Raw genomic sequence first — 20,770 nt, forward strand, 5'->3', positions numbered from 1 at the left:
GGTTGCGCTCCGGGTGACGGGCCGGGCTCCGCCCTCGTCGCCCGACGGCGTCGCGGGGGAGGCCGAGTGTCTGTCGCTCTCCGGCGCGGTCGGCGTTCCATCGCCGGGGCCGCTGTCCGGCGGTGTGATCGCGTTTCCGCCCTTCTCGCTGCCGGGACCGGCGGGCGTGGCGGCCGGTGGTGCTCCACCTTCCCCGCGCCCGGACGCCGGGAGCTGGGCGAGATGCAGCAAGGTTCCGCTCCGGGTGACGGGCCGGGCACCGCCCTCGACGCCGGACGGCGTCGCGAGGGAGGCCGAGCGTCTGTCGCTCTCCGGCGCGGTCGGATTTCCATTCCCGGTGTCGCGGTCGGGCGGTGTGATCGCGTTTCCGCCGTTCTTGCCGCCGGGACCGTTGGGCGTGGCGGCCGGTGGTGCTCCACCTTCCCCGCGCCCGGAGGCCGGGAGCTGGGCGAGATGCAGCGAGGTTCCGCTCCGGGTGACGCGCCGGGCACCGCCCTCGACGCCGGACGGCGTCGCGAGGGAGGCCGAGCGTCTGTCGCTCTCCGGCGCGGTCGGCGTTCGACCGCCTGCGCCGCTGTCCGGCGGCGTGATCGCGTTTCCGCCCTTCTCGCTGCCGGGACCGGCGGGCGTTGCGGCCGGTGGTGCTCCACCTTCCCCGCGCCCGGACGCCGGGAGCTGGGCGAGATGCAGCAAGGTTCCGCTCCGGGTGACGGGCCGGGCACCGCCCTCGACGCCCGACGGCGTCGCGAGGGAGGCCGAGCGTTCGCCGCCGTCAGGCGCGGCCGGCGCTCCATCGCGGGTGCCGCTGTCCGGCGGTGTGATCGCGTTTCCGCCGTTCTCGCTGCCGGGACCGTCGGTCGCGGCGGCCGGTGGTGCTCCACCTTCCCCGCGCCCGGAGGCCGGGAGCTGGGCGAGATGCAGCAAGGTTCCGCTCCGGGTGACGGGCCGGGCACCGCCCTCGACGCCCGACGGCGTCGCGGGTGAGGCCGCGCGTTCGCCGCCGTCAGGCGTGGTCGGCTTTCCATCCCCGGTGTCGCGGTCGGGCGCTGCCGGGAAATTCAGGCTGTTCTCGTCGCCGGGCGCGGTGGGCGCAAGGACCATTGGACCGCGAGCCCACGCCCGATAGGCGGACGCGGTTGTCGCCGTCTGGCTCCCGGGGTCCCGCAAAACCGCATCGCCAGCTGCCTGCGCCCGTCCGGGTACGGGCGTGAGCGCCATCATGCACAGCGCCGCAAGGTGCCACGGCCGCGCTCGATGCGGGGCCGGGGCCATCGTCAGCGCCCCAGCGGACTGCCGAGGCTGCGTGCCGTGGCCTCGATCCAATCGCGGTGGATGGACACCAGGGTCACGCCGGTGACGCCGCCGCAGCCGCGGCTGCCGCCCGGCCCGGTGGCCCATCCGGTCACGCCGGCCAGCGCGCCGTCGCGGAAGGCAGGTCCGCCGGAATCCCCGGTGCAGGCGCCGGCGCCGCCCTCCGGCGTCGAGAGGCGCACCATGATGCCGCCGGTGGTGCCGATGCACTGGAGCGCGACCGAGCGCAGGGTGCCGGCGCTGCGCTGCGCGCCATCGGCGGCCATGCCGTAGCCGGCGATGACAAACGGCGTGCCATGCGACGGCAGGCCCTCCGCATCCGCCAGTCGCGCGATGCGGAACCGTGCGGGCAGCGGCTCGGCCAGCTTCACAAGTGCGAGATCGGGCGTCGGCCGGCGGGTCTGGAACTGCTGACCGTCGAATCGCGGATGCACCACCACGCGCGCGGCCGGCACCAGCTTCGGCGCGCCATCGCCGAGGACGGCCACCGCGTAGTCCGCCGCCGGCGCCACGCAGTGGGCCGCCGTGAGCACCAGGTCGCGCGCCAGCACCGCGCCGGTGCAGGAGGCGCCGCGGGTGGAGACGATCAGCACCGTCTGCGCCGCCATCTCCGATCCGGCCGGCCCGCCGCCCACGATGGCGCGGGCGGGCCCGGCCCCAACGAGCCCCGCTGCCAGCATGAGCGCGCAGGCGCCGAGGCGCAGGGCCCGCGCGAGGCGGGCGCGCCGGAAACCGGAGGGGCGGAAGCCGGGGCAGCGTTGGCCGTTCATGCATCGTTTCTGCCGCCCCGCGCCGCGAGCGTCAATGCCGGACCGCGGCGCCCGATCCCCGAGCAACCCACGGAGCCCCCCCATGGCCGAACTTCTTTCCGGCCCCGCCGTCGAGCCTTTGACCCGTGCCGAGGCCAAGGCCTACCTGCGCATCGACCACGATGCCGAGGACACGCTGATCGACGCGCTCATCGCCGCCGCCCGCCGGCTGGTGGAGGCGGCCACCGGCCGCGCGCTCATCGACCAGACCTGGCGCCTCACCCTCGATGCCTGGCCGCTGCGCGGCATCATCCCGGCGCCGGTCTCCCCGGTGCGGGAGATCCTCTCCGCCACCGTGCTGGCGGCGGATGGCACGCCGGTGCCGGTGCCCGACGGCGGGCTGACGCTCCAGACGGGCCGCGCCCCGGCGCTGCTGCGCGTGGACCCGGCGCTGGTTCCGGTTCCGGCGGTGCGGCGCGACGGCATCATCGTGACGCTGAAGGCCGGCTACGGCCCCGACGCCGCCGACGTGCCGGCCGATCTGGTGCAGGCGGTGCGGCTCGCGGTGGCGCATTTTCATGAGCATCGCGACGGCCCCGGCGAGGCCACCGCGCTGCCCGACGCCGCCCTGGCGCTGATGGCGCCCTATCGCGTGGTGCGGCTGTGACCGGCCCCGGCGCCCTGCGCCACCGGCTGGCGCACCAGACCGCGGTGGACCTGCCCGACGGGGCCGGCGGCATCGCCCGCACCTTCCTCACGGTGGACATGCTGTGGGGCGCGGTGGAGCCGCTCTCCGCCGAGTTCGGCCTCGCCGAGGAGCGCCCCCGCGCCAGCCAGCTGGTGCGCGTCACCGTCCGCGCGCCGCACACCGTGGCGCCGGGCGATCGCCTGCTCCATGCCGGCCGGGTGCTGCACGTGGAGGCCATCACCGACGCCGACGGCCGCGGCCGCCTCAACCGCATCCGCTGCCGCGAGGAGCAGACGTGAGGGCGTGCCGCGCGGCCTTGGGCAGGCGGCAGGGCGCGGAGGGGCAAGGGCGTGCCGCTGTCTTGGGATGGCCCCGATCCTGGTGTCGGCGGGTCCATGCGCAACTGGATCACCCGCCACCGCGAGGGGCAGGGCTGGCGGGCCCGCGCGGTCTTGGGGCAGGCGACTTGGCGCGGAGAGGCAAGGGCGTCGCGGGGAGCAAAGCTGGCGCGTCCCCTCGGGTGGCCGGCACCAGGGCGCCGCCGCACAGGTCGTCTCCGCTGCTGTGCGCAACCGGATGGAAGCCGCGCGGCGCCCGTGCCGCGGGGTGCAACTGCCGCGTTCGATTGTGCGGGCGGAGCCGCCGTTCGGCGTGCTTCGCGGCCGACCGGCGCGGTATTGGAGCGTGCCGCGGTCTTGGGTCGGCCCCGATCCCGGCGTCGGGCGGGTCCATACGCAACTGGGTCATCCGCCGCCGCGAGGGACAGGGCTGGCGGGCCCGCGCGGCCTTGGGGCAGGCGACTTGGCGCGGAGGGGCAAGGGCGTCGCGGGGAGCAAAGCTGGCGCGCGCCCTCGGGCTGCCGGCACCAGGGCGCCGCCGCGCCGGTCGCCTCCGCTGCCGTGCGAACGGAATTCAAGCCGCACGGCGCCCATGCCACGCGGTGCAGCTGCCGCGTTCGATTGTGCGGGCGGAGCCGCCGTTCGGCGTGCTTCGCGGCCGACCGGCGCGGTATTGGAGCGTGCCGCGGTCTTGGGTCGGCCCCGATCCCGGCGTCGGGCGGGTCCATGCGCAACGGGAGCATCCGCCGCCGCGAGGGGCAGGGCTGGCGGGCCCGCGCGGCCTTGGGGCAGGCGACTTGGCGCGGAGGGGCAAGGGCGTCGCGGGGAGCAAAGCTGGCGCGCCCCCTCGGGCGGCCGGCATCAGGGCGCCGCCGCGCCGGTCGCCTCCGCTGCCGCGCGAACGGGGTTCAAGTCGCGCAGCGCTCGTGCACGTGGGGCCGTTGCCGCCCTCGATTGTGCGGGCAGAGCCGACAGCAAAGCTGACACGCCCCCTCGGGCGGCCGGCACCAGGGCGCCGCCGCGCCGACGCCTCCGCTGCCGTGCGAACGGGATTCAAGCCGCGCAGCGCTCGTGCACGTGATGCAGCTGCCGCGTTCGATTGTGCGGGCGGAGCCGCCGTTCGGCGTGCTTCGCGGCCGACCGGCGCGGTGCTGGGGCGTGCCGCGGTCTTGGGGCCACACCGACCCGAATGGAGGGACCATGACGACAGGCATCCGCAGTCGCGGCCTCGACGGGCTCGCCCAGCGTCTCGCCGCCCGGCTCCTGCCCGCCGCCGCCGCGCGGGCCGCCACCACCGCAGCCGCCGACCTCGCGGAGACGATCACCACGGAGACGGGGGTGCCGGCCGCAAGCACCGAGCAGGCGGGCCGGGCGCAGGTGCGTATCGCCGATCCGGCGCTGGCGGCCGCGCGTCGCGGCGGGCCCGACACGCCCGGCGATCCGACCCTCGACCGCATCCTGCTCGCCTTCGCGCGGCGGCGGTGAGGGCCTTCCGGCGCCCGCTCCGCAGGTGGCGAGCGCGGTCCCCGTTCCCCTGCTGCGCCGTCGCGAATGGGCGAGCGCCGCGACGGTTCCCCGGCGGGCGAGAATGGCGCCTCGTGCCCGCGCAAGGGAGCGTCACGCAGCGCGCGTGCGGCCAGCGACGACATTTGGCGCGATCCGGTCCGTCCGCATCCTTCATGCGCATCGGCGCACGATGACCCGTTGGCCACATGAACCGTTGCATCCGTGTGCAGCTGTTGGTCCGCCGGCCGACCGCAGGCGACCTGGTTCTGCGGCGTGACCGCCGTTCGCCGCTTGCCTGCAAGCTCCGCTGCCGCCGACCCCGCCAGGAACCGGATCGCTGGCACCCGGGCGCGCGATGCTCCCGCTGCGGATGACGTGCCGTCGCGGCCGTGCGGGGGCGGTTTCGCTTTCCATCGTGGCCCTCGGCGTCCGACGCCCGAGGGTGATGCCCTGCTGCGGCGCCGGGCGCGTCTGACGACCGCTGCCGGAGCACACAAAGCTCCGGCCATGGGGCAACGGAAGCCGCTCGCCCGCATGCGTCGCCGCTGCGCGCCGGAGACCGGCTGGAACTCGGCCTGCCGGCCGCGCGCGATGCTCTCGCTGTGGATCAAGTGCCGTCGCGGCCGTGCGGGGCGGTTTTCGTTTTCTATCCTCGCCCTCGGCGTCCGACGCCCGGTGGCGAGCGGCGGGGATGCCTCGCTGCAGCGCCGAGGGCGCCTGTGGGCCGCTGCCGGAGCACACAAAGCTCCGGCCATGGGGCAACGGAAGCCGCTCGCCCGCATGCGTCGCCGCTGCGCGCCGGAGACCGGCAGGCACTCGGCCTGCCGGTCTCGCGCGATGCTCTCGCTGTGGATCAAGTGCCGTCGCGGCCGTGCGGGGCGGTTTTCGTTTTCTATCCTCGCCCTCGGCGTCCGACGCCCGGTGGCGAGCGGCGGGGATGCCTCGCTGCAGCGCCGAGGGCGCCTGTGGGCCGCTGCCGGAGCACACAAAGCTCCGGCCATGGGGCAACGGAAGCCGCTCGCCCGCATGCGTCGCCGCTGCGCGCCGGAGACCGGCAGGCACTCGGCCTGCCGGTCTCGCGCGATGCTCTCGCTGTGGATCAAGTGCCGTCGCGGCCGTGCGGGGCGGTTTTCGCTTTCTATCCTCGCCATCGGCGTCTGACGCCCGGTGACGAGCGGCGGGGATGCCTCGTTGCAGCGCCGAGGGCGCCTGTGGGCCGCTTCTGGAGCACACAAAGCTCCGGCCCATGGGGCAACGGAAGCCGCTCGCCCGCATGCGTCGCAGCTGCGCGCCGGAGACCGGCTGGAACTCGGCCTGCCCGCCGCGCGCGATGCTCCCGCTGCGTATCACGTGCCGTTGCGGCCGTGCGGGGGCGGTTTCGCTTTCCATCCTCGGCCTCGGCGTTCGACGCCCGGTGGCGAGCGACGGGGATGCCTCGCTGCAGCGCCGAGGGCGCCTGTGGGCCGCTGCCGGAGCACACAAAGCTCGGCCCATGGGGCAACGGAAGCCGCTCGCCCGCACGCGTCGCCGCTGCGCGCTGGAGACCGGCTGGAACTCGGCCTGCCGGCCGCGCGCGATGCTCTCGCCGCGGATCACGTGCCACGGCTGAAGGGAGATGCCGGAGGGGTTGCGGGCCTTCGCGTAGCGTCGGCCGTCGCCGGCTCGGGCTGTCACGGCGCGGATGCGACGCATGGCGCCGCCGGTGCGTGCAGGCCTGCGCGGCTTCATCGCCGCAACCCATGCGAACGCCATGCGTCCGGTTGGCGACGGCGCCGCTCGTTCGCCGTTTCCACCCCTGCCGCGCCAACGCCGGCGCCGCCTTCATCCATCCGCCGTCCCTCCGGAGAGATGCTCATGCCCTCGCCATCCGAGAGCCCCGCGCTTGCGTTGCGCGCGGCGATCCACGCCGCGCTCGTCGCCGACGCACCCCTCCTCGCCCTGCTCGGCGGCGCGCGTGTCCATGACGTGCCGCCGGCCGATGCGGCCTTTCCCTTCGTCGCGCTCGGCGAGGCGGTGGTGGCCGACTGGTCCACCGCCACCGAGGCCGGCACCGAGCATGCGCTGACGCTGCACGCCTTCTCCCGCTCCGGCGGGCGGGCCGAGGCCTTCGCGCTCGCGGACGCGGTGGCGCAGGCGCTGAACGACGCGCCGCTGATCCTGTCGGGTCACCGGCTCGCCAACCTCAGGGTCACCACCGCCGAGGTCCGCCGCGAGAGCGACGGGCGCACCTTCCACGCTCTGGTGCGGTTCCGCGCCGTCACCGAGCCCCTGTGACATTCGGAGAGATTTCCATGGCCGCGCAGAAGGGCAAGGACCTGCTGTTGAAGGTGCATGACGGCACCGGCTTTTCCACCGTGGCGGGGCTGCGCTCGCGCACCCTCGCCTTCAATGCGCAGAGCGTGGACGTGACCCACGCGGACAGCGCCGGGCGCTGGCGCGAGCTGCTCGACGGCGCAGGCGTGAAGCGCGCGTCGGTCTCCGGCTCGGGCGTGTTCAAGGATGCCACCTCCGACGCGCTGGTGCGGCAGCTGTTCTTCTCCGGCGCGCTCGCCTCCTGCCAGGTGGTGATCCCGGATTTCGGCACCGTGACCGGCCCGTTCCAGATCACGGCGCTGGAGATCGCCGCCGAGCATGATCGCGAGGTCACCTTCGACCTCACCCTGGAAAGCGCGGGCGAACTCGCCTTCACCACCCTCTGACCTCCGGAGGCACCCATGGCCAATGCCCGACGTGGCGAGATCGAGGCGGTGCTGGATGGCACGCCGCGCGTTCTCGTGCTCACCCTCGGCGCCCTCGCGGAGCTGGAATCCGCCTTCGGCGCGGAGGATCTCACCGCCCTCGCCGGGCGCTTCGAGCGCGGCCGGCTTTCGGCCCGAGATGCGGCGCGCATCATCGTCGCGGGCCTCAACGGTGCCGGCGCCGGCGTGACGCTGGACGAGGTGGAGGCCATGCGCGCGGAAGGCGGCGCGGCCGGCTTCGCGCGCATCGTGGCGCGGTTGCTGTCCGCCACCTTCGGCGGGACGGAGGAGGAGGACGATGCCGCGTCCCCTCCGCCGCCGCGGCAGGCGTGAGCCCGGCGCCCGGCGTGGCGACGCCCTTTCCATGGGCTGCCGCCATGGGCGCCGGCTTCGGCCTGCTGCGGCTCGCCCCCGATGGCTTCTGGCGCATGACTCCGCGCGAGCTCGCCGCGGCCGTGACGGCTCTCCTGCCGGCACAGGGCGGCCCGCTGCCACGCGCCGGCCTGGACGCGCTGATGGCGCGTTTTCCCGATCCGGCGCGGTGAGGGCGGAGGCGGCCTGGCAGATGGTCTGTGGAGCCTGCCGGTGGATGACGCCGCGCGCGCTGGCGCGAGCCTCCAATTGTCGCGCTGCCGCCGTCGCGGCGGCCGGCGCTGTGGGGGATGGGCTGCACGCGCTGATGGCGCGCATTCCCGATCCGGCGCGGTGAGGGCCGGGGGGCGGCGGCTCATCGGCCGCTTGTCTCCCGACCCTTCCGGCACCCGACGCTCTGCATGCTGGCGGGCGGCAAGAGCGCAAGTGCCGTCCTGCTGCCAACGCGGTGCGCTGATGGCGTGCCCTGTCGATCCCGCGCGCTGGGGACGACGCGTTGTGCTCAAGCGTGCGGCTTTCTCCCGGCGTCCTCTGGCGCGCGACGCCGCGCTGGCTGGGGTCGCAATCGCCGCTCTGCCGCCGTCCCTCGCTTGACCTCTCCCGCCTGCCGGGCAGGACGCGCCGATGGCGCTTTCCCGCTCCCGCCCGGAGAGCGCGGGACCGGCCGTGATGGCGTGCCCGGCCCGCCGCCGCGGCGTCCGGCGCAGTGTCCTTTCCCCTGGCGGATGCCGCAGCGATGCGGGGAGGCGGCATCGAACGCCCGGCTTGCCGGCACGGCTCCGCCCGCCAGCGGCGTGGCGCGTCGGCGGTGGATCAGGCCCGTGGCAGGCAGGCCGCGCGCTTCGCCCCGCGGGCATCTCGCCTTCGCGCGAGGAGCGGACGGCAACGGCCGTGCGCATGCAAATGCCGTCCCCGCGCGTCGGTGCCGGGCGGGACGGGCGATGCCTCCTTCGCAAGGCTCGCGCGTCGGGAGCCGGGGCCGTCGGCATGGGCGAACGCCGGCGTGCCGCCCGCGACATCCGCCCGCCGTCCCATCCGGCTTCCGGCAATGCCAGCCTGCCGGCGCTTCCTATTCCTCCAACCGGGGCTCACGCCATGACCGAGACCGTCGACATCGCCATCGAGGTGGACACCCAGAAGGCCAAGGCGGCGCTGGGCGAGGTGGAGGTTTCCGCGCGGGGGTTCGCCTCGGCGCTGGCCTCGGCCTTCACCGGGCTCGCCATCCAGGGCAAGGACGTGGGCAGCGTGCTGGAGCAGCTCGCAACGCGCCTTGCCAACCTCGCGCTCACCGCCGCCCTGAAGCCGCTGGAAAGCGGGCTGACCTCGCTCATCGGCGGTGCCGTGGGCGGGCTCGGCTTCGCCGATGGCGGGGTGATCGGACAGGGGCGGGTGATGCCGTTCGCGCGCGGCGGCGTGGTGGCCGCGCCCACCTATTTCCCCCTCGGCCAGGCCTCCCTCGGCCTCATGGGCGAGAAGGGCGCCGAGGCGATCCTGCCGCTGGCGCGCGGCGCGGACGGCCGGCTCGGCGTGCGCAGCGCCGGCGCGACGGGCGGGGGTGGTTCGGTGACCGTGAACATCACCACCCCGGACATCGCCGGCTTCCGGCGTTCGGATGCCTATCTCTCCGGCCTCGTGGCGCGGGCGGTGGCGCGGGGGCAGCGCGGGGCCTGAGCGGCGCGCCTCAGCGCGTCGTCTTCCAGGGGTCGCTGTTCTGGGTGGCAGTGCCGGAGGCGCCCGTGGGCGTCCCGTTGAACTGGTTTCCGGCAGTGCCGGGCGCGCCGCCGCTGAAGGCGTCGGTCCGCACGCTCGCGCCGGTGCGCACGCAGGACGTCGAGCCCGGCACCCGCTGGAAGCCGGCGCCGTACTGCGCGCAGCTCTTGTCCTCCTTGCCCGTGCCCGACGACTGGGCCAGCACCGGCGTCGCGCACAGGAGCGCGGCGGCGAGCAGGGCACGGCCCGCGCGGATGCGGCGGCGGCGCGGAATGGGGGTCGGCGACATGGGCATGGCGCGGGTCCGGACAGGCAATGCCGCGCAGGCGGCGAACGAGGCGGACCATAGCGCGCCGCGCGCCGTGCGCAAACCTTATCCGGAAGCCTGCGAAGCTGCCTCAACGTCATGAGAGGACAGGCGTTTCGGGCGGACCGCCGCTCCCTCCGGAAGACCGGAAAGGCCGGGCGCGATCCGGACGCAGATGCGTCCGGCGGAGCCGGGCAGGGGCGCGACGGGTCACGATCTGGAGGCACGCCGCACCCCGGATGTCGCTTGCGCGCGCATCTCCGGGCGGCGGGCCTGTCTGGCGCTGCCGCGCATCCGCGACAGGTAGGGCACGCTCCGATGCGGCGCGGTGTCAGGACCGCGCCGGCATCGGGGAAGGATCACTTCGGAGCGGCGGCCTTGGCCTTGGGCGCAGCGGCCTTCTTGGCGGCAGGCTTGGCAGCGGCCTTGGGGGCGGCAGCCTTCGCGGCCTTCGGGGCGGCGGGCTTCGCAGCCGCAGGCTTGGCGGCTGCCTTCGCCTCGGGCGCGGCGGCCTTGGCAGCAGCCTTCGGGGCCGCGGCCTTGGGAGTGGCAGCTTTGGGAGCAGCAGCCTTCTTGGCGGCGGCCTTCGGTGCAGCAGCCTTGGGAGCGGCAGCCTTGGCCTCGGCAGGCTTCTTGGCTGCCTTCGGAGCAGCAGCCTTCGGAGCAGCGGCCTTGGCGGGCGCCTTCGCGGCCTTGGGCGCGGGGGCCTTCACCTCGGCCTTCGGAGCCTCGGCCTTCGGTGCAGCGGTCTTCGGTGCAGCGGTCTTCGGTGCAGCGGCCTTGGGGGCGGCGGCCTTCTTGGCAGCAGCCTTGGGAGCCGCAGCCTTGGGCGCGGCGGCCTTCGGTGCAGCAGCCTTCGCGGCTTTCGGTGCTGCGGCGGCCTTCGGCGCGGCAGCCTTGGCGGCAGCGGCCTTGGGAGCGGCAGCGGGCTTCGCGGCCTTCGCAGCCGCGGGCTTCGCGGCGGCCTTCGGGGCGGGGGTCTTCTCGGCAGGTTTCTCGGCGGCGGCGGCCGGCTTCTTCGCGGGCTTGGTAGCCATGCTTTTGCTCCATGCTCAACGGGGCATCGGAAAGTCAAGGCGTCGCGTTCAACTATGTCAAGGCCATCTCTACTGGTTTTGGCTAAGAATTGGGGAAGAGGGGCATCATATGGCCGCCTTTCATGAGATTTTGTTCCCCCTGGAGGTTGCCCTGGGCGCTTCCGGCGGTCCCGAGCGCGTCACCGAGGTGGTCACCACCGCGTCCGGCCGCGAGGAGCGCAACACGCGACAGGCTGATTCGCGCCATCGCTGGGACGCCGGATACGGGGTCAAAACGCTCACCGCGCTCGCCGATGTGGTGAGCTTCTTCGAGGAGCGTCGCGGACGCCTCCACGGCTTCCGCTGGCGCGACCGTCTCGACCATTCCTCGGCGCCGCACGGGCACGATGTGACGCCGCTCGACCAGGTGCTCGCGACCGGCGACGGAACGCGCCGCATCTTCACCCTCGCGAAGACCTACGGCGGCTTCCATGCGCCCTATGCGCGGGCCATCACCAAGCCTGTCGCGGGCACGGTGCGTATCGCCGTCGATGGTACAGAAGCTATTGAGGAGACGCATTTTTCCGTCGACGTCACGCGCGGCGAGATCACCTTCGCGCCGGCCTTCGCGCCGCCTGACGGCGCGGTGGTGACGGCGGGCTTCGCGTTCGACGTGCCGGTGCGTTTCGACACCGATTTCCTGGAGGTGAATCTCACCGCCTTCGCGGCCGGCGAGATCCCCCGCATCCCCGTCATCGAGATCCGCGTGTGAGGCTGCCATGCGTTCCCTTCCCGATGCGCTCCAAGCCCATCTCGCCACCGGCGTCACCACTCTGTGCCACGGCTGGCGCGTGACGCGCCGTGACGGCGTGCCCATGGGCTTCACCGATCATGATCGCGACCTCGTGGTGGACGGCCTCACGCTGCGCGCGGCGTCCGGCATCGCCGGCTCGGAGAGCGTCGAGGCGGCGGGGCTCGCGGTCACCGGCGCGGAGCTCTCCGGCGCGCTCTCCTCCGACGCGCTCGCCGATGCCGATCTCGCCGCCGGCCTCTATGACGGCGCGGCCATCGACCTCCTGCTCATCAACTGGCGGGACCCCGCGCAGCACGTGGTGCTGAGGCGCGGCACCATCGGCGAGGTGCGCTGCGCGGATGGCGTGTTCACCGCCGAGATCCGCGGCGCCGCCGATGCGCTGAACCAGACGCGCGGCCGCCTCTTCTCCACCTCCTGCGATGCCGATCTCGGCGATGCGCGCTGCGGCGTCGATCTCGCCGCGCCGGCGCATCGCGCGGAGGTGTCGGTGAGCGCGGTGGAAGGGGGGCTGCGGCTGCGCGTGGAGGGCCTCTCCGGCCATGGGCAGGGGGCGTTCGCGCGCGGTCGCGCGGTGTTCGCCAGCGGCGCCAATGCGGGCTTCGCAACGGAGGTGAAGGCGCATCTTGTCGATGCCTCCGGCGCGGTGATCCGGCTGTGGCAGCGTCCGCCGTTCGAGGTCTCCGAGGGCGATGCGCTCGTCCTCACCGCCGGCTGCGACAAGCGCTATGCCACCTGCCGCGACCGCTTCGCCAACGCGCTGAATTTCCGCGGGTTTCCGCATATGCCGGGCAATGATTTCGTGCTCACCGTCGCCATTCCCGGCGAGGGCGGATACGACGGCGGGCTGCTGGAATGAGCGCGCCCGCTTCCGTCCCCGCGCGCGCTGCCGCCGCGCCTCTCGACCGCGCAGCCATCCTCGCCGAGGCGCGGTCCTGGATCGGCACACCCTACCTCCACCGCGCCTCGCTGAAGGGCCATGGCGCGGACTGCCTCGGCCTCGTGCGCGGGGTATGGCGCGCCCTCGTTGGGCCCGAGCCGGAGCCGCTTCCACCCTATGCGCCGGACTGGGCCGAGGCCGGCCGGCGCGAGACGCTGGCGGACACCGCGCACCGCTGCCTCGTCGCCATCGCGCCCGACGCGGCGCAGCCGGGCGACGTGCTGCTGTTCCGCTTCCGTGCGCACCTGCCCGCCAAGCATGCGGCCATCCTCTCCGAGGGCGGGCGCATGATCCATGCCTATGACGGCGCGAGCGTGTGCGAGACCCACCTCTCGCCCTGGTGGCGCCGCCGCCTCGCCTTCGCCTTCGCCTTTCCCGGCGCCGGCTGAGCCGAGGCGTTCGCTTCGACCCGCGCCCGGCGAGGGCGGCTGTCCTCGCATGCCCCGCGCGCCTTCGTCCCTGCGCCGCCTTCGCCTCGCCCGCCGCCCGCGCCGCCGCCTTCACCCGCGCGGTCCGTTCCCGCGGCTACGCCTGCGGCGGTGACCTGCGCCCCCCCGCATCCAGCCCCACAGGAGATATCCATGGCGACCCTGCTTCTCGGCGCGGCCGGCGGCCTCATCGGCGGCGCGCTGTTCGGGCCGTTCGGCGCGGTGGCCGGGCGTGCGCTCGGCGCGCTCGGCGGCTCGGCCATCGACGGCGCGCTGTTCGGTGGCAACCGCTCGCGCCGGGTGGAGGGGCCGCGCCTCACCGACCTCGACGTGATGGCCTCCACCGAGGGCGGCCCGCTGCCGCGCCTCTACGGCCGCGCCCGCCTCGCCGGGCAGGTGATCTGGGCGACCAGGCTCACCGAGGTGAAGAAGGAGGAGACCCAGTCCGTGGGCGGCAAGGGCGGCAGCCTCTCGCCCAAGGTCTCCACCACGACCTACACCTATTACGGCAATTTCGCCGTCGCCCTCTGCGCGGGGCCGGTGTCGCGCATCGGCCGCATCTGGGCCGACGGCAAGCTGATGGACACGCGCCGCCTGCACCTCTCCGTCCATCTCGGCGGCGAGGACGAGGCGGCCGATCCCTGGATCGAGGCGAAGCAGGGCGCCACCGGCACGCCGGCCTATCGCGGCGTCGCCTATGTGGTGTTCCAGAACCTGGAGCTGACCGACTACGGCAATCGCCTGCCGCAGATCACCGTGGAGGTGGAGCGGGCGGTGGGCACGCTGGAGCGGCAGGCACGGGCGGTGACGCTGATCCCCGGCGCCACCGAGTTCGGCTACGACACCTGGCTCGTGCGCCAGTCCTATGGCGAGGGCAGCTACGGGGCGGAGAACCGCCACGTCACCACCGCCTGGAGCGATTTCGAGGCTTCGCTCGATCAGCTCATCGGCACTTGCCCGAACCTCGAGCGGGTCTCGCTGGTGGTGTCCTGGTTCGGGGATGATCTTCGCGCCGGCGTGTGCGCCATCCAGCCGCGCTGCGAGCGGGTGTTCAAGGCCACCGTTCCGGCCGTCTGGGCGGTGGGCGGGCTGCCGCGCTTCGCGGTGCCGGCGGTGTCGCAATACGAGGGCCGCGCGGCCTATGGCGGCACGCCCTCCGACGACAGCGTGGTGCGGGCCATCGCGCGGATGAAGGCGGCGGGGCTGAAGGTCACGCTCAACCCGTTCGTGATGATGGACATTCCCGCCGGCAACACGCGCCCCGATCCCTGGACCGGCGCCTCCTCCCAGCCGGCACATCCCTGGCGCGGGCGCATGGTGTGCGATCCCGCGCCCGGCCGCCCCGGCAGCGTGGATGGCACCGCCGCCTGCCGCGCCCAGGTGGAGACCCTGTTCGGCGCGGCGCAGCCGGACGATTTCACCCGCCTCGGCAATCTCGTGCTCTATCACGGCCCGGCCGAATGGAGCCTGCGCCGCATGGCGCTCCACTACGCCCATCTCGCCGTGGCGGCGGGCGGGGTGGAGGCGATCCTGATCGGCTCGGAATTCGCCGCGCTCACCCGCCTCACCGACGAGACCGGGGCTTTCCCCGCCGCCATGGCGCTGGCCGCGCTGGCGGCCGACGTGAAGGCGGTGGTGGGTCCCGACACGCGCGTCTCCTACGCCGCCGACTGGACCGAATATGGCGCGCAGGTGCTGGCCAACGGCGACGTGCGCTTCCCGCTCGATGCGGTGTGGAGCGCGCCGGCGGTGGATTTCATTGGCATCGACTGGTACCCGCCCATGGCGGACTGGCGCGACGGTTCCGCCCACCTCGATGCAGGGCTCGCGCAGGACATTCACGAGCGCGCGTATCTCAAGGCCAACCTCCGCGCCGGCGAGGCGTTCGACTGGTATTACGCCGATGAAGCGGCCCGCGCCGCGCAGGCGCGCACGCCCATCACCGATGGTGCCTTCGGCGAGCCGTGGGTGTTCCGCCAGAAGGACCTGTGGTCGTGGTGGGGGAGCGCGCATCATGAGCGCACAGGCGGCACGCGCAGCGCCGCGCCCACCGCCTTCGTGCCCGGCGCCAAGCCGATCCGCCTGATGGAGGCCGGCTGCCCGGCGGTGGACAAGGGCCCCAACCGGCCGAGCGCCTTTCCCGATGCCAAATCCTCCGAAGGCACGCTGCCGCCTTTCTCCACCGGCGCGCGCGACGACCTCGTGCAGCGCCGCGCGCTGGAGGCGGTGCTTTCCACCTTCGAGCCATCGGTCGCGGACGACACCGACAATCCTGCGGCCGGCCTCTACACCGGCCGCATGGTGGAGGCGGTCTATCTCTGGACGTGGGATGCGCGGCCCTATCCGCAGTTCCCGGTCGCCGACAGCGTGTGGGCGGATGGCGCCAACTGGTCCACCGGCCACTGGCTCACCGGCCGTCTCGGTGGCGCGCCGCTGGATGCGCTGGTGGCGACGCTCTGCGCCGACTTCGGCGTGCCGGACGTCGACAGCACCGACCTTGACGGCGCGCTGGAAGGCTATGTGGTGGAGCAGCCCATGTCCGCCCGCGCGGCGCTGGAGCCGCTCGGCCGCGCCTTCGGCTTCGACGCGCGCGAGGAGGACGGCCGCATGGCCTTCCGCCGTCGTGGGCGCGGGGTGGTGCGCGAGATCGGCGTCGAGGATCTGGTGCGGGCCGGCGATGCCCCGCTCCTTGCCGTGACACGGGCGCAGGAAACCGAGCTGCCGCAGCAGGTCAGCGTCGGCTTCATCGACGGGCTGAAGGACTATCGCCGCGCCACCGTCTCCTCGCGCCGGCTGGCTGGCGGCAGCCATCACGCCACCCACGCCGATCTCGCGGCGGTGGCCTCCGCGCCGGTGATGGTGCGCGCCGCCGACATCTGGCTGCAGGACCTGTGGGCCGGACGCGAGACCGTCTCCTTCGCGCTGCCGCCGTCCCATCTCGCGCTCACGCCCGGCGACCTGGTGCGCCTCACCCTCGACGGTCGCTCGCGGCTTGTGGAAGTGACCCGGTTGGAGGCGGCAGAGGCGCTGGCGGTGAGCGCGCGCGGCATCGAGCCGGAGGTGTTCGACGCCGCCCTCGCCGACGATCCGCCGGGGAGCGTGGCGCTGCCCGTGCCCTCCGGCCCTCCGGCGGTGATGGTGCTCGATCTGCCCGCCCTGTCGGAGGCGGAGCCGGTGCCGCTGCAGTTCGTTGCGGCCGCGGCGAAGCCCTGGCCGGGCACGCTCGCCATCTGGCGCTCCACCGATGGCGCAAGCTTCGAGGCGGTGGCGCCGCTCACCGCCTCCGCCACTTTCGGCACGCTCATCTCCCCGCTGCCGCCGGGGCCGATCTGGCGGTTCGACCGGGCCACGATCCTGGAGGTCGCGCTCCAGTCCTCGCTGCTGGTCTCCGCCGCCGAGGCGGAGGTGCTGGGCGGCGCCAACCTCCTCGCCCTCCTCGCGCCGGAGCGCGCGATCGAGATCCTCGCCTTCACCGACGCCGAGCTCGTCGATGCCGACACCTACCGGCTCTCCGGCCTGCTGCGCGGCCTTGCCGGCACCGAGGCGGCGGGGGCGGAGGCATGGCCCGCCGGCACCCGGCTGGTGCGGCTCGACGGCACGCTGGTGCCGGTGGCGAGCGGCGTGGCGAGCCTTGGTCGCGCCTTTGTCTATCGCGTCGGCCCGGCGCGCGACGATCAGGGCTCGGAGGAGGCGACCGAAGTCTCGGCCACTGTCTCCGGCGCGGCGCTGACCCCGCTCTCGCCGGTGCATGTGCGCGGCCGGCGGACGGCTGCGGGCGTCGCGCTCTCCTTCATCCGCCGCACCCGCGTGGCGGGCGACGGCTGGGAGGTGCTGGATGTGCCCCTGGGCGAGGCGCGCGAGGCCTATCGGGTGGAGATCCTTTCCGGCGCCAGCGTGGTGCGCACGCTGGAGGTGGAGGCCCCCGCCGCGCTCTATGCCGCCGCTGACGAAATCGCGGATTTCGGCGCCCCGCAGCCGCTTCTCACGGTGCGGGTGGCCCAGCGCTCGGCGAGCGTCGGCCCCGGCGCCGCCGTCACCGCCATCGTCCGCCCCTGAGGCGCTTTTTCCACACCGGGGGACCCCCATGTCCGACCAGACGGCCAACCTCGCGCTGCCCTACATCGCGATGGCGCAGGCGCAGAAGCATGTGACCCACAACGAGGCCATCCGACGCCTCGACGCCTTCGTCCAGATGGTGCTGGAGAGCGCCACCGCGACCGCGCCGCCGGCGACCCCGGCTGCGGGCGCGCGCTGGTTCGTTCCCTCCGGCGCCGGCGGCGCGTTCGCGGGGCAGGAGGGGCGCATCGCCGCGTTCGAGGCGGGGGTGTTTGACTTCCTCGATCCGCGCCCCGGCTTCCTCGCCTTCATCCGCGACGAGGGGCGCCTCGCCCTTTATGACGGCGCCGCCTGGGTCTCGCCGCTCGCCGCCTCGCCCCGCCGCGCCGCCATCGCCGCGCGGGTGATGGAAGAGGATGTCGCCCTCTCCGGCGCCTTCATCGAGACCGCCGCCGCCATCCCGGCGCGCGCCATCGTGCTCGGCGTCTCGACCCGCACCATCACGGCGGTCACCGGCGCCTCGTCTTATGACTGCGGCATCGCGGGGGAACCCTCCAAGTTCGGCGGCAGCCTCGGCATTGCGGCGGGCTCCAGCAACGTCGGCGTCATCGGACCGGCGGCGGTCTACGCGCCGACGCCGGTGCGCCTCACCGCCAATGGCGGCAGCTTCACCGGCGGCGCGGTGCGCGTCGCCTTCCACCTTCTCGTCTGCACCGCGCCGGAGGCCTGAGCCGCCGCGCGCCTTTCCCCACGGAGACGCTTCATGCCCTACGATCCGGCCCGCGACCCCCTCAAGGGTCTCGCCGCCTCCCTGTCGTCGCCGGCGCGCCAGCTCCTGCGCATCACGCCGTCCGATGCGGCCGACCTCGACCCCTACGCCAAGGCCCTGTGGGCGTTCGTGCCCGAGGACGTGGCCGGCGGTGTCGCCACCATTCGCGTCACGCCCGTGGCCGGGGGCGATGCGGACACGGTGGACCTGAAGGCGCTGCCCGGCCTCCAGCCGCTGCCGCCGTGCCAGGTGCGCCGCGTCTGGGCCACCGGCACCAGCACCGGCCTCAGCATCTACGCCCTCTCCGACCGCTGACCGCCGGCCCCGCCGGCGCGCCGGTGGGGCGGCCGACCTCCGGGTGGCTCCATGATCTCCCTCTCGCTTTCCCTCTCCACCATCGCGCGCCGTGCCGGCCTGCCGCTGCGCCGGATCATCGGCGGCATCGCCTATGGCCGGCTGAAGGGCACCGGCGGCACGTACCTCTCCTCCGCCTCCGGCCGCGCGCTCTACGGAAGGATGCCGTGATGCTCTTGACCGAAGATCCCGATTTCGTCGCCGCGCGCCAGGCGGCGCAGGGCTACAACCGCTCCACGCTGGTGCTGATGGGCGACAGCCGCCTTGCCGGCGCGTTCAACGACCCCTCCAGCAAGCTGCTGCGCCACGGCGCCAACTTCCTCACCCACGCGCTCAAGCTCTGCGGGCAGCGCATGAAGGTGGAGAAGTCGTTCGCGGTGTCCGGCCAGCGCTCGGACCAGTACCTGGCCGAGGCCAACGTGACCGCCGCGCTCGCCTGCAAGAGCTACTGGCTGGTGCTGTATGGCGTGCTCAACGACATCGCCCAGCTGGGCAACGCCACCGACTACTGGAACGCCACCGTGCGCCCGGTGGCGGAGCGCTGGATCGCCACCGGGCGCGCGGTGATCCTGCTCACCGAGACCGGCTCCGGCGGCCTCACCACCGCCGCGCAGAAGGGCGCGGTGTTCAAGTACAACCGCCAGATCCGCGACTACGCCCGCGCGAACCGCAACGTCATCCTGTTCGACGTGGCGGCGCTGGTGATGCAGCCCGGCGCGGAAATGACCATCAACCCTGCCTATTCGGGCGACGCCACCCACATCAACCTCGCCGCCGGCGCCTATGCGGTGGGCGTGAAGTTCGCCGACCTCCTCAAGCAGATCGCTCCGCCGTGCGATGGGCTGGTCTATTCGGTGGGGCAGGTGAACGCCAACGGCGGGGTGCAGCTGTTCGCCAACCCGCTGTTCACCGCCACGGACGGCACGGCGGTGGGCATCATGACCGGAACCAAGCCCACCGGCATCACCGCCGCCACCGGGCCGGCGGGCTCCTCCATCGTCAGCTCGGTGTCGGCGGGGGCCTACGGCAACGACTGGCAGCTCGCCATCACCGCCGGCGCGGGAGGCGTGGTGAAGGTGCTCTCGGACTTCAGCAACATCGAGGTGGTGGGCGAGAGCTACTTCGCCAACTGCGAGCTCGACGTGCTGACCGGCGGGAGCAACTTCCAGAGCGCCGCGGCGCATCTCGAGGCCAATCGCGCCGGCGCGACCACGGCGACCGAGGACGGCTTCATGACCACCTCCAACGGCAACCTGCCGAGCGCGGCCTATGCGTTCGTGTCGGAGACCGAGCACCTGGCGGTCCCGTCCGGCACGCGCGGCTGGTTCAGCGTCGGGGCCTTCTTCTACTTCTCCGCCGCCGGCTCGGTGACGGTGAAGATGCGTCGCCTCGGCGTCTGGCGCGTCACGCCCTAGCCGCCCCCGCCGCGCGCCGCCCTGCGCCGGCGCGCGGCTCCGCGCCATCCGGCGTGCCTTCTTCCTTCCGGGGTGAACCACATGGCCAAGGACAGCTTCGCGCCGGCGCTCGCCGCCGTGCTCCGCCACGAGGGCGGCTATTCCAACCATCCGGCCGATCCGGGCGGCCCCACCATGAAGGGCGTGATCCAGCGCGTCTACGATGCCTATCGGCGGGCCAGGAACATGCCGACGCGCCCGGTGCGGCAGATCGAGGAGGACGAGCTCCGGGAGATCTACCGCCGCCAGTATTGGGACGCGGTACGGGCCGACGAGCTGCCCGCCGGCATCGACTATGTGGTGTTCGACGGGGCGGTGAACTCCGGCCCCGCCCAATCCGCCAAATGGCTGCAGCGGGCCCTCGGCCTCGAGGCGGACGGCGCGGTGGGCGAGGTCACGCTGGCCGCCGCCCGCGCCACCGCCGAGGCGGCGCCGGGCCGGCTGGTGGACGACATCTGCGATCGCCGGCTGGCCATGCTCAAGGCGCTCTCCACCTGGCCGGTGTTCGGCCGGGGCTGGGGGCGGCGGGTGGCCGATGTGCGCCGCGCCGGCAAGGCCTGGGCCACCGGGGGACCGGTTCCGGGATCGGTCGCGGCCGCGGCCGGGCAGGGGGCGAAGGCGCCCGTGAGCAGCGCCCGCAAGGCGCCGCGTCCGGAAGCTGGAGCCGGAGCGGTGGCGGGCGGTCTCATCGCCTCCGGCGTCGCCGAGGCAGCCCGGCAGATCGAGCCCCACGCCGGCGCCTCGCCCACGCTGGCGATGGTGTTCACCGTCCTCACCCTCGCCGGCCTTGCCGCGACGCTGGCCGGCGCGGCGTGGGTGTGGTGGAGCGCCCGCGCCGCCGCCCGGCGGGCCGATGCGCTCGGCCTGACGGCCGGGCGGGGGCGGGCGGCATGACCGGCATGGCGCAGGCGATCGCGCATTTTTTCGGGCAGGTGATCCCGTGGTGGGTCTGGGCCGTGCTGGGCCTCGGCGCGGTGGCCGCGGTGGCGCGGTTCGCTGGCATCCGGGCGGCGATGGCCGCCGCCGCCGCTCTGGCGCTCGCGCTCGCCCACCGGCGCGGCGCCCAGCAGGGCTATCGACAGGCACGACAGGAGGGGGACCGTGAAGCCGACCGCATCGTGGAGACGGCGCGCGATGAGCGCGCTCGCGCTGATCGCCGTGGCCGCCAGCCTTCCGGGCTGCGCGACGACGACGGGTTCCGGCGCGACTAGGGTGTTCTGTAG

21 protein-coding genes are annotated in these 20,770 nt (G+C 74.0%); 18 read left to right on the forward strand and 3 right to left on the reverse strand.

Going from position 1 to position 20,770, the window contains the following annotated elements; translation table 11 throughout:
• Nucleotides 1–1,274 precede the first annotated feature (1,274 nt).
• Complete coding sequence (locus V5F49_RS18500; protein ID WP_394118567.1) at nucleotides 1,275–2,081, reverse strand: S1 family peptidase; 807 nt, start codon at nucleotides 2,079–2,081, stop codon at nucleotides 1,275–1,277.
• An 82-nt stretch (nucleotides 2,082–2,163) separates the two neighbouring features.
• On the opposite strand from V5F49_RS18500, the gene V5F49_RS18505 reads away from it, so the two are divergent.
• From V5F49_RS18505 to V5F49_RS18540, 8 genes are all read left to right on the forward strand, one after another.
• Entirely contained in the window at nucleotides 2,164–2,727 is a 564-nt protein-coding gene (locus tag V5F49_RS18505; protein WP_394118568.1) for a head-tail connector protein, read from the forward strand.
• Nucleotides 2,724–3,047, forward strand: coding sequence for a head-tail adaptor protein (locus tag V5F49_RS18510; protein ID WP_394118569.1), 324 nt, complete (start codon nucleotides 2,724–2,726; stop codon nucleotides 3,045–3,047). The genes V5F49_RS18505 and V5F49_RS18510 overlap by 4 nt, the downstream gene beginning before the upstream one ends.
• A gap of 1,239 nt (nucleotides 3,048–4,286) precedes the next feature.
• Nucleotides 4,287–4,571: a hypothetical protein gene (locus V5F49_RS18515; RefSeq protein ID WP_394118570.1), complete on the forward strand. Its 285-nt coding sequence runs from the start codon at nucleotides 4,287–4,289 to the stop codon at nucleotides 4,569–4,571.
• Nucleotides 4,572–6,446: 1,875 nt separating this feature from the next.
• A complete protein-coding gene (locus V5F49_RS18520; protein ID WP_394117809.1) occupies nucleotides 6,447–6,866 on the forward strand; it encodes a DUF3168 domain-containing protein in 420 nt (139 codons plus the stop codon).
• 17 nt (nucleotides 6,867–6,883) lie between these two features.
• Nucleotides 6,884–7,291, forward strand: coding sequence for a phage major tail protein, TP901-1 family (locus V5F49_RS18525; protein WP_394117810.1), 408 nt, complete (start codon nucleotides 6,884–6,886; stop codon nucleotides 7,289–7,291).
• 15 nt (nucleotides 7,292–7,306) lie between these two features.
• Nucleotides 7,307–7,663 carry a gene transfer agent family protein gene (locus tag V5F49_RS18530; RefSeq protein ID WP_394117811.1) on the forward strand — a complete coding sequence of 119 codons (357 nt, stop codon included), beginning with the start codon at nucleotides 7,307–7,309 and terminating at the stop codon, nucleotides 7,661–7,663.
• A gap of 44 nt (nucleotides 7,664–7,707) precedes the next feature.
• Nucleotides 7,708–7,875 (forward strand): rcc01693 family protein, encoded by a 168-nt coding sequence (locus V5F49_RS18535; protein ID WP_394117952.1) that lies wholly within the window; start codon nucleotides 7,708–7,710, stop codon nucleotides 7,873–7,875.
• A gap of 922 nt (nucleotides 7,876–8,797) precedes the next feature.
• The gene (locus V5F49_RS18540; protein WP_394117812.1) at nucleotides 8,798–9,373 is read left to right on the forward strand and encodes a phage tail tape measure protein; all 576 of its coding nucleotides are present in this window, start codon (nucleotides 8,798–8,800) and stop codon (nucleotides 9,371–9,373) included.
• 10 nt (nucleotides 9,374–9,383) lie between these two features.
• On the opposite strand, the gene V5F49_RS18545 is transcribed toward V5F49_RS18540, so the two are convergent.
• A complete protein-coding gene (locus V5F49_RS18545; RefSeq protein WP_394117813.1) occupies nucleotides 9,384–9,707 on the reverse strand; it encodes a hypothetical protein in 324 nt (107 codons plus the stop codon).
• A 371-nt stretch (nucleotides 9,708–10,078) separates the two neighbouring features.
• Entirely contained in the window at nucleotides 10,079–10,756 is a 678-nt protein-coding gene (locus tag V5F49_RS18550; RefSeq protein WP_394117814.1) for a hypothetical protein, read from the reverse strand.
• Between the two features lie 109 nt (nucleotides 10,757–10,865).
• Between V5F49_RS18550 and V5F49_RS18555 the strand changes: the two genes are divergently transcribed.
• From V5F49_RS18555 to V5F49_RS18600, 10 genes are all read left to right on the forward strand, one after another.
• Complete coding sequence (locus V5F49_RS18555; RefSeq protein WP_394117815.1) at nucleotides 10,866–11,507, forward strand: phage distal tail protein, Rcc01695 family; 642 nt, start codon at nucleotides 10,866–10,868, stop codon at nucleotides 11,505–11,507.
• A 7-nt stretch (nucleotides 11,508–11,514) separates the two neighbouring features.
• Nucleotides 11,515–12,405: a phage/gene transfer agent baseplate hub protein gene (locus V5F49_RS18560; RefSeq protein WP_394117816.1), complete on the forward strand. Its 891-nt coding sequence runs from the start codon at nucleotides 11,515–11,517 to the stop codon at nucleotides 12,403–12,405.
• Entirely contained in the window at nucleotides 12,402–12,875 is a 474-nt protein-coding gene (locus V5F49_RS18565; RefSeq protein ID WP_394117817.1) for an NlpC/P60 family protein, read from the forward strand. Before V5F49_RS18560 ends, V5F49_RS18565 begins: the two co-directional genes overlap by 4 nt.
• A 192-nt stretch (nucleotides 12,876–13,067) precedes the next feature.
• Nucleotides 13,068–16,970: a baseplate multidomain protein megatron gene (locus V5F49_RS18570; protein WP_394117818.1), complete on the forward strand. Its 3,903-nt coding sequence runs from the start codon at nucleotides 13,068–13,070 to the stop codon at nucleotides 16,968–16,970.
• Nucleotides 16,971–16,998: 28 nt separating this feature from the next.
• Nucleotides 16,999–17,700 (forward strand): DUF2793 domain-containing protein, encoded by a 702-nt coding sequence (locus tag V5F49_RS18575; RefSeq protein WP_394117819.1) that lies wholly within the window; start codon nucleotides 16,999–17,001, stop codon nucleotides 17,698–17,700.
• 33 nt (nucleotides 17,701–17,733) lie between these two features.
• Nucleotides 17,734–18,054: a spike base protein, RCAP_Rcc01079 family gene (locus V5F49_RS18580; protein ID WP_394117820.1), complete on the forward strand. Its 321-nt coding sequence runs from the start codon at nucleotides 17,734–17,736 to the stop codon at nucleotides 18,052–18,054.
• Between the two features lie 51 nt (nucleotides 18,055–18,105).
• Nucleotides 18,106–18,264, forward strand: a complete 159-nt coding sequence (locus V5F49_RS18585) for a hypothetical protein (RefSeq protein WP_394117821.1) — start codon at nucleotides 18,106–18,108, stop codon at nucleotides 18,262–18,264.
• Complete coding sequence (locus tag V5F49_RS18590) at nucleotides 18,264–19,508, forward strand: SGNH/GDSL hydrolase family protein (RefSeq protein WP_394117822.1); 1,245 nt, start codon at nucleotides 18,264–18,266, stop codon at nucleotides 19,506–19,508. Before V5F49_RS18585 ends, V5F49_RS18590 begins: the two co-directional genes overlap by 1 nt.
• Nucleotides 19,509–19,589: 81 nt before the next feature.
• Nucleotides 19,590–20,441: a glycoside hydrolase family 108 protein gene (locus tag V5F49_RS18595; protein WP_394117823.1), complete on the forward strand. Its 852-nt coding sequence runs from the start codon at nucleotides 19,590–19,592 to the stop codon at nucleotides 20,439–20,441.
• Nucleotides 20,438–20,758, forward strand: coding sequence for a hypothetical protein (locus tag V5F49_RS18600; protein WP_394117824.1), 321 nt, complete (start codon nucleotides 20,438–20,440; stop codon nucleotides 20,756–20,758). The genes V5F49_RS18595 and V5F49_RS18600 overlap by 4 nt, the downstream gene beginning before the upstream one ends.
• Nucleotides 20,759–20,770 lie beyond the last annotated feature (12 nt).

The organism is Xanthobacter lutulentifluminis, assembly GCF_043194675.2.
Classification (GTDB): Bacteria; Pseudomonadota; Alphaproteobacteria; order Rhizobiales; family Xanthobacteraceae; genus Xanthobacter.

What these genes read in the sequence shown, in the direction of transcription:
- V5F49_RS18500 (WP_394118567.1), bottom strand. Translation starts at nt 2,081, where the DNA reads ATGAACGGCCAACGCTGCCCCGGCTTCCGCCCCTCCGGTTTCCGGCGC.
- V5F49_RS18505 (WP_394118568.1), top strand. Translation starts at nt 2,164, where the DNA reads ATGGCCGAACTTCTTTCCGGCCCCGCCGTCGAGCCTTTGACCCGTGCC.
- V5F49_RS18515 (WP_394118570.1), top strand. Translation starts at nt 4,287, where the DNA reads ATGACGACAGGCATCCGCAGTCGCGGCCTCGACGGGCTCGCCCAGCGT.
- V5F49_RS18520 (WP_394117809.1), top strand. Translation starts at nt 6,447, where the DNA reads ATGCCCTCGCCATCCGAGAGCCCCGCGCTTGCGTTGCGCGCGGCGATC.
- V5F49_RS18525 (WP_394117810.1), top strand. Translation starts at nt 6,884, where the DNA reads ATGGCCGCGCAGAAGGGCAAGGACCTGCTGTTGAAGGTGCATGACGGC.
- V5F49_RS18530 (WP_394117811.1), top strand. Translation starts at nt 7,307, where the DNA reads ATGGCCAATGCCCGACGTGGCGAGATCGAGGCGGTGCTGGATGGCACG.
- V5F49_RS18535 (WP_394117952.1), top strand. Translation starts at nt 7,708, where the DNA reads ATGGGCGCCGGCTTCGGCCTGCTGCGGCTCGCCCCCGATGGCTTCTGG.
- V5F49_RS18540 (WP_394117812.1), top strand. Translation starts at nt 8,798, where the DNA reads ATGACCGAGACCGTCGACATCGCCATCGAGGTGGACACCCAGAAGGCC.
- V5F49_RS18545 (WP_394117813.1), bottom strand. Translation starts at nt 9,707, where the DNA reads ATGCCCATGTCGCCGACCCCCATTCCGCGCCGCCGCCGCATCCGCGCG.
- V5F49_RS18550 (WP_394117814.1), bottom strand. Translation starts at nt 10,756, where the DNA reads ATGGCTACCAAGCCCGCGAAGAAGCCGGCCGCCGCCGCCGAGAAACCT.
- V5F49_RS18555 (WP_394117815.1), top strand. Translation starts at nt 10,866, where the DNA reads ATGGCCGCCTTTCATGAGATTTTGTTCCCCCTGGAGGTTGCCCTGGGC.
- V5F49_RS18560 (WP_394117816.1), top strand. Translation starts at nt 11,515, where the DNA reads ATGCGTTCCCTTCCCGATGCGCTCCAAGCCCATCTCGCCACCGGCGTC.
- V5F49_RS18565 (WP_394117817.1), top strand. Translation starts at nt 12,402, where the DNA reads ATGAGCGCGCCCGCTTCCGTCCCCGCGCGCGCTGCCGCCGCGCCTCTC.
- V5F49_RS18570 (WP_394117818.1), top strand. Translation starts at nt 13,068, where the DNA reads ATGGCGACCCTGCTTCTCGGCGCGGCCGGCGGCCTCATCGGCGGCGCG.
- V5F49_RS18575 (WP_394117819.1), top strand. Translation starts at nt 16,999, where the DNA reads ATGTCCGACCAGACGGCCAACCTCGCGCTGCCCTACATCGCGATGGCG.
- V5F49_RS18580 (WP_394117820.1), top strand. Translation starts at nt 17,734, where the DNA reads ATGCCCTACGATCCGGCCCGCGACCCCCTCAAGGGTCTCGCCGCCTCC.
- V5F49_RS18585 (WP_394117821.1), top strand. Translation starts at nt 18,106, where the DNA reads ATGATCTCCCTCTCGCTTTCCCTCTCCACCATCGCGCGCCGTGCCGGC.
- V5F49_RS18590 (WP_394117822.1), top strand. Translation starts at nt 18,264, where the DNA reads ATGCTCTTGACCGAAGATCCCGATTTCGTCGCCGCGCGCCAGGCGGCG.
- V5F49_RS18595 (WP_394117823.1), top strand. Translation starts at nt 19,590, where the DNA reads ATGGCCAAGGACAGCTTCGCGCCGGCGCTCGCCGCCGTGCTCCGCCAC.
- V5F49_RS18600 (WP_394117824.1), top strand. Translation starts at nt 20,438, where the DNA reads ATGACCGGCATGGCGCAGGCGATCGCGCATTTTTTCGGGCAGGTGATC.